The following is a 6672-nucleotide window of genomic DNA, read 5'->3' on the forward strand; positions in this document are numbered from 1 at the left end:
CCGGTCGGATTTCGATTGTCAGCGTCTCGATACAACCTCAGGATCGCGCCGTCATCCCCTTGAGGTTTCCCTGAATGAAGTTCTCCTCGATTCTCTTGTTGTCCCTTGGCCTGGTCAGTGGCGCAGCCATGGCCGGTGGCACCACCGAAGCCGGTGTGGGCGGCGCATTGGGCGGGGTTCTAGGCTCGGTTGTCGGCCAGCAGTTGGGCGGCAACACCGGTTCGACCATCGGCGCAGCGCTGGGTGGCGCGGGCGGTAGTGCGGTTGGCGCAGACAAGCGCAGCCGTGGCGAAGCAGCCATTGGCGGCGCACTGGGCGCTGCCGGCGGCAACGTAGTCGGCCGCAGTGTCGGCGGCGGCACCGGTGCATTGATCGGCTCAGCGGCCGGCGGTGGCGCAGGTGGTGCGCTGGGCAACTACATGGGCAACAAGAGCGATGACGACGATCGCCGTTATCGTGGGCGTGACGACCGTCGCTACTACCGCGACGATCACCCAGGCCGCGGCCATGCCTATGGGCATCGCAAGAACAAGCACAAGCGCCATCATCGTTATGATGACTAAGGCCTGACGAAAACAGCTGATCAAATGTGGGAGCGGGCTTGATCGCGAGATCGGTCTTTCAGTCACCAGCGGTATTGACTGAACCACCGAATTCGCGAGCAAGCCTGCTCCCACATTGGGTTCTTGGCCGCTCGCGAGATCAGGTCAGACCACCAACCGCTGCAACGCCTCGCGCAACTGCCCCGGAATCGTCACCGGCTGGTTCGATCCTCGGTCCACAAACACATGCACAAAACGCCCCGCCGCGCAGGCTTCCTCCTCGCCTGCCTTGAACACCGCCAGCTCATACTGCACCGAACTGTTGCCCAATTTGCCTACCCGCAAGCCGATTTCGATGCGCTCGGGAAAGGCTATCGACGCGAAGTAATCGCAGGCCGAACTCACCACAAATCCCACTACCGCACCGTCATGAATATCCAGCCCGCCCTGCTCGATCAGGTAGCTATTCACCGCCGTGTCAAAAAAACTGTAATAGGTGACGTTATTCACATGGCCATACACATCATTGTCGTGCCAGCGCGTAATAATCGTTTGAAAGTGAGCGTAATCGCCACGTTGCGGCACTGAGTCAGGCATGAGCACCTCTCGTAAAAAGGAATTTACAGGTTATTCAAATGGGCCTCGGCCCACTCGCGCACCTCGGCGTAGGGGTAATCCTCCAGCGCAGCGAAACCGGGAATGCCCCGCGCCTTCAACTTGGTGAACAGCGGCACGCTGATTCCACCGAGAAAGCGCGTCAGCCGTTCCGCACCAGGCAACTGGCCGGTGTGCTCATGATGCCTGTGGATAAAATCACCGCACAGCTCCATGAAATTTTTATCCACAAGCGGCGGCAAGCTCGCCGGCGCAGGCAAGTGCGCTACATGCCCATGGCACACCGAGCATTGCCCGCAACGCTGCGGGGCGTTTTCATCGCCAAAATACTGGGCAAGACGTTGCCCAAGGCAGCGCTCGGTGGCGAACAGATCAAGCATGGCGTGAATCCGCGCCACTTCCGTCATCTCGTGTTGCTTGAAGCCTGTGTATAACTCGGCGCTCAGCACCTGCGCATCGAAATCGGTGTTCAGCAGGCTGTAGACCTCGGTCATCTGTTTGCTTTCCAGTTCGATCAGGCCTTGCTCCTGGAAATAATCCAACGCTTTTACAACACGGCTGCGCTCGGCATTGTGCTGCTGATACAGCGCGTCGAAATCCACCGTTGCCCAGGTTTTTGCGCGCTTGCATACCTGAACGATCGCCGCGACAAACTGCTGCCGTTCCCCGGAAAATCGTGCCAGCAAGTCATCGGGTTCGATCAGGTATTTGAAACGGTATTCGGCATAAAACGCGTAGCGCGGCGCAATCACGCCCTTGAGCTCCAATTGCACCAACAGCGTCTTGAGCGGCAATTCACGGATATTGCAGTGGTCCGACAGCGACCTCAGCAAAAATTCCCATTGCCCCTCGCTTCGCGCCGCCTGCAATTCTTCCAACACACGGCGGATACCTTCCTGCTCGGGCGTATCGCCGTACACGAAGTTCTCCAACACATTGAGGCTGTCGCGATTGGCCAGCACCAGGCAGTCGGAGGGCTGGCCATCACGACCGGCGCGGCCGATTTCCTGGCTGTAGTTTTCAGTGGATTTGGGCAGGTCGAAGTGCACTACATTGCGGATGTCACTTTTGTCGATACCCATGCCAAACGCGATGGTGGCGACGATGCAATTGGAGCGCCCGCCCATGAAACGCTGCTGGATGCCCTCGCGTTTCTCGTGGGGCAAACCAGCGTGATACGCCTCGGCCTGGATACCGTTACGGTTCAGGTGCTCGGCGATCTGCTCGGCGGTTTTTTGCAGGGTCACGTAGACGATGCTTGGCTGGTTGGCTCGCTCGCTCATCCATTGCACCAGGCGTCGGCGTTTGTCAGCGCCGCTTACGGGCTCCACCAGCAAATTAAGGTTGGGCCGGTAAAAGCCGGTGGTGATCACATCCTGCGGCGCAATGGCGAACTTGGTCTGCATATCGGCAATTACTTTGGGCGTGGCCGTAGCCGTCAGCAGCAGCGCTTGTGGGATCTTGAACTGGCGTTGGTAGTCCGGCAGCTTGAGGTAGTCCGGGCGGAAGTTGTGGCCCCATTCGGAAATGCAGTGCGCCTCGTCCACCACCAGCAGCGAGATGCGCACACTTTGCAGGAAGTTGCGAAAACGCTCGTTCTTCAAGCGCTCCACGGAAATCATCAGGATTTTCAACTCACCCGAACGCGCACGCGCCATCACATCATTGGCGTCGTCGCGGCTTTGCGCCGAATCGATACTGCCCGCCGAAATGCCGTGACGCTTCAAAAAACCAAGCTGGTCCTGCATCAACGCCAGCAGCGGCGACACCACCAGCGTCAGGTGCGGCAGCAGTACGGCCGACAGCTGGTAACACAGGGATTTGCCCGAGCCGGTGGGGAAAATCGCCGCCGTCGAACGCCCCGCCAGCACGGCGCTGACGGCTTCTTCCTGGCCCAGACGAAACTGGGAATAACCAAAGACCTGCTGGAGGGTATCGTGCATAGGCTGTCACTCCGTTGACCGCTGAAGAAGTCAAAACATAGATCAGCGATCGAGATTGAGTCGGGGATAAACGCTACAAACTGATACAGAGAAAACCAGCAAGCCCGCGCAAAAACGATGACAGTAGCACGCTTGATCCCTCATCCCGATACGGAGTCGTGAATGCTTCAATGCCTCAATTTCAAGCGGATAAATTCACTGCAACACTTCACCCTGTTCGCACTGCCTCTGCTTCTGCTGGGCTGCACAACCCCACCCAATCCGCTGCCGGACGCGCAGCGCTTTGAAACCGAAGAGTACCTGGCGCAAAAAGCCCTGCCCATCGTCAAGGCATCAGCCCTCTATGCGCGCGGCGGCACCGGCCAGGGTGTGAAGGTAGCGCTGATCGATTCGGGCCTCAACCAGGCGTTACCGGAGTTCCGCGGACGCGTATCCGACCCGGGCTACGATTTTGTGCGGCAACAGCCCGGTACCGTCGACATCAAGGGCCACGGCACCCAAATGGCCGGCATTCTCGCCGCCAACAAAGATGATAGAGGCATTCATGGCATTGCCTTCAATGCCCAGCTGATTCCCATGCGCTTTGGCGATGACAGGGAGCCGTTCTACTTTGACAGTGAAATCGCCCAGTCATGGACCTTCGCCTCCAGCAAAGGCGCACGGATTTTCAGCAACTCGTGGGCTAACCCCATCGAAGCCAACACCAATGAATTACCAATCTACGAACGCCTGATGGGCGACTCGCTGGAGGTTGCCAAAACGCTTGTGTCACAGGGTTCGGTGTTCGTGTTTTCCACCGGTAACGAGGTCAAGCGTGAGCCCCTCGCCGAGCCCGGCCTGCCTGCCCTGGTGCCCGAGCTGGAACAGGGCTGGATCGCCGTCATGGCGCTCAAGAACGACGGCACCGCCATCAATCTCAAATCCAACTACTGCGGGCTTGCAGCGAACTGGTGCATTGCCGTGCCAGGAGGTGATGGCGGAGCGGGCCTGCTGACTACCCAGAAGGACGGCAGCTACGGGCCAACCGCTGGCACCTCGCCGGCTGCCGCGCTGGTCAGTGGCGCCTTGGCTGCCCTCCAGAGCCGCTTTCCCGAAATGACCCCGCAGCAGGTTCGCGAGCGTTTGCTCAGCACCGCCAACCGCACGGGGATTTACGCCAACAGCGAAGCCTACGGGCGTGGGTTGATGGACTTGGAGGCAGCTTCTCGGCCTTAGTCGTGCGCTAAACAAACAACGCGCCACGGGGCGCGTTGTCGGCAGGTCGTTTATTGCCGTGGGTCAGCGGTTCTGTACCCGCTCAATCGCGGTGTCATACACCGGGTTGGCCGTTTGCTCCTTGGCCAACTGGTAATGACGCAACGCATCGGCAAACTGCCCCGCCGCTTCGTAGATCCGCGCAATGTTGTAGTAGGCACCCGCGCGTACGGTTGAAGCACTGGCTCCCGTCGCCAGGGCGATGGCCTTGCGGTTGGCCCAGATCGATTCGGCGGTGTTGCCTGCCTTCTGATACGCCAGCCCGAGATTGCCGTAGGCCTTGCCGAAACCGTTGTCCAAGTCGATAGCCTGGCGGAACAGGTCAATCGCCTGGTCCAGATTGCCCGCTTGGTAGGCAGCTTCACCCTGCACGTTCAGACGCTTCGCATCGGTTTGCGCCGAAGCACTGACAACCACTGCGGTAACGGCGACGCTGTCATCCAGCAACGGTTTGACTTCGTTGAGCACATCCGCCGCATTCACGGTCACGCCGCTGAAGGTGTTGATGTCCTGGAAGTCGCCACTGCCGGTCATGCGGAACACGGTCCACAGGTTACCGCTGCGGTTTTTCGGCACGTAGTAGGTGCGCACGAGCGACTGGCCCATGTACACAAACACCTTGGCTTCGCTGTTGGACAACTGGCGCGATCCTGGATTGCCGCCGTTGCTGTAGTCATGCACGGCGTAAACGTAGCTTTCGCCGTAGTGTTTTTTCTGCAGGGTGATGGTTTCCGGGCCATAGCTGTCGGTGTCGTCCACATCCAGCTCGGCGTCGGTGCCGGTTTTGCTCTCGAAGTAGATGTTATTGCCGGGGAAGATCATATGGGAGTCGAGATCGTCCGGCGTCTGGCCCCAGCTCAGCACTACGCGCAAGCCGTCGAGGTTTTCCATGACCGGGCTGACGGCGTAAGTCATCCCTTTGCACGGGCACTTGACCACCAGGTTGGAATAGCCGGTTTTTTTGATGATCAATAGATTGCTGGCGTCGTCAGCCGCCTCGCTGGTCAGCGTCACCTGCCCCTGGGCATTGGTGCGGCCCACTACGTTCTGCGCACCGTTGCGTTGCAGCAACACCTCGGCGTCGGCGATTTTCTGGTCCTTGACCACTGCGCTGAGCACCTCGATCGGCAACTGCTCGGCCTGGATCGAAAAAGCCACCGCACACAATGACATCGCCGAAGCGACACGAAGCAAACCCATGCTTAACTCCCTTTAAGTAGAAGGCGGAATTGCCCTACAAGATTTGCGGTGAAACATACGCTGAATTCAGCGCGCTGGCGGATTTTTTATAAGGAGTGTGACGTGGTTATAGCTAACACTGGCTGCACGATGAAACCGGCCTTTGTCTGGGAGAATTGCGCAGTGGGAGAGATGACGTTCAAGCAGAAACAGGCTTACTACAAGCAGATACGGCGCTCCAACTATCTCGCCAGCTCGCGTCTGGCAGGGTTCGACACCAAACCGTCCGATGTCGACAATGCTCTGCCAGCCAGAGCCACAGTCCTTGCCAGGTACCTGCCTTGCGAACTCGACACTTCAATCAGTGCCCGGCTCGAACCCCAGGGATTGGTGATGCAGAGCGTCACGGGATGCATTCCCACGCAGGGGCGTGGGAATGATCGGAATCCTCGGAGCGTTGAAGGCGATTTTTGAGCGATGTATCAGTAGGCCGCGCTATACATCGTTTTGCCTGTATTGCACCACTACACCGCACCCACCTGTAGTTCGCCCCTCGCTGCAAAATCAGCGATAGGGTTTGGTCACCCGATTACAGAGATCGCATACGCACCCTCAGATGTCGTAGGCACTTGCGTGCTCACACGCTTCATGGCGGCTGTGTTTGGGACGCCTATGGGCGTGCCGGGTGATCCCTGCCGGTTGACCAACCTGGACAGGTCCGCCGCCCACCAACGCATCCGCGCAGCCACAGACCTGCTCTAAACTTTCTCCTGCCTGCCCTTCGAATACGCCGACCTCAAAGATATTTCCCACATTATCAATGCGCTCTACCTGCTGGTTCAGGACGGCTGCGATTTGCTGGAAGCCGCGCAATACGTTCAGCTGCAACCGGCGGCCGACCATCCAACGCAAACTGGCCAGGCACGCAGCTAATATTGGGGGAGCTGCTTGCCTGCGATAGCGGAGCGTCAGACGACATTTCATACCTGACCTACCGTCATCGCGGGCAAGCCCCAATGCCAGTCAGTTAAGCGCTAGAGCAGGCAACCGTCGGCCTGTGGCGAGGGAGCTTGCTCCCGCTGGGCCGCGAAGCGACCCCAGAAAATGGGACTGCTGCGCAGTCCAGCGGGAGCAAGCTC

5 protein-coding genes and 2 pseudogenes are annotated in these 6672 nt (G+C 58.9%); 4 read left to right on the forward strand and 3 right to left on the reverse strand.

All coding sequences use genetic code 11. The features are described 5' to 3' along the window. The first annotated feature begins 74 nt into the window (after positions 1 to 74). Positions 75 to 563, forward strand: a complete 489-nt coding sequence (locus tag Q1V60_RS16585; protein WP_104501295.1) for a YMGG-like glycine zipper-containing protein — start codon at positions 75 to 77, stop codon at positions 561 to 563. 144 nt (positions 564 to 707) lie between these two features. Here Q1V60_RS16585 and Q1V60_RS16590 read toward each other — a convergent pair whose 3' ends face one another. Together Q1V60_RS16590 and Q1V60_RS16595 are read right to left on the reverse strand one after the other, a co-directional pair. Next, on the reverse strand, positions 708 to 1139 hold the full coding sequence (locus Q1V60_RS16590) for a thioesterase family protein (protein ID WP_300632420.1): 432 nt from the start codon (positions 1137 to 1139) through the stop codon (positions 708 to 710). A gap of 23 nt (positions 1140 to 1162) precedes the next feature. Beyond that, positions 1163 to 3100: a RecQ family ATP-dependent DNA helicase gene (locus tag Q1V60_RS16595; RefSeq protein ID WP_300632423.1), complete on the reverse strand. Its 1938-nt coding sequence runs from the start codon at positions 3098 to 3100 to the stop codon at positions 1163 to 1165. A 162-nt stretch (positions 3101 to 3262) separates the two neighbouring features. On the opposite strand from Q1V60_RS16595, the gene Q1V60_RS16600 reads away from it, so the two are divergent. Then, positions 3263 to 4315, forward strand: coding sequence for a S8 family peptidase (locus Q1V60_RS16600; protein WP_300632425.1), 1053 nt, complete (start codon positions 3263 to 3265; stop codon positions 4313 to 4315). Between the two features lie 63 nt (positions 4316 to 4378). Here the strand turns inward: Q1V60_RS16600 and Q1V60_RS16605 are convergent, their stop codons facing one another. Next, positions 4379 to 5554: a tetratricopeptide repeat protein gene (locus Q1V60_RS16605; protein WP_300632428.1), complete on the reverse strand. Its 1176-nt coding sequence runs from the start codon at positions 5552 to 5554 to the stop codon at positions 4379 to 4381. 162 nt (positions 5555 to 5716) lie between these two features. Between Q1V60_RS16605 and Q1V60_RS16610 the strand changes: the two are divergent. Beyond that, positions 5717 to 5869: pseudogene (locus Q1V60_RS16610) on the forward strand (YhfG family protein); the annotation flags it as partial. Positions 5870 to 6247: 378 nt separating this feature from the next. Beyond that, positions 6248 to 6466: pseudogene (locus tag Q1V60_RS16615) on the forward strand (hypothetical protein); the annotation flags it as partial. Positions 6467 to 6672: the final 206 nt, after the last annotated feature.

Origin of the sequence: Pseudomonas sp. (assembly GCF_030147005.1) — a bacterium.
GTDB lineage: Bacteria > Pseudomonadota > Gammaproteobacteria > Pseudomonadales > Pseudomonadaceae > Aquipseudomonas.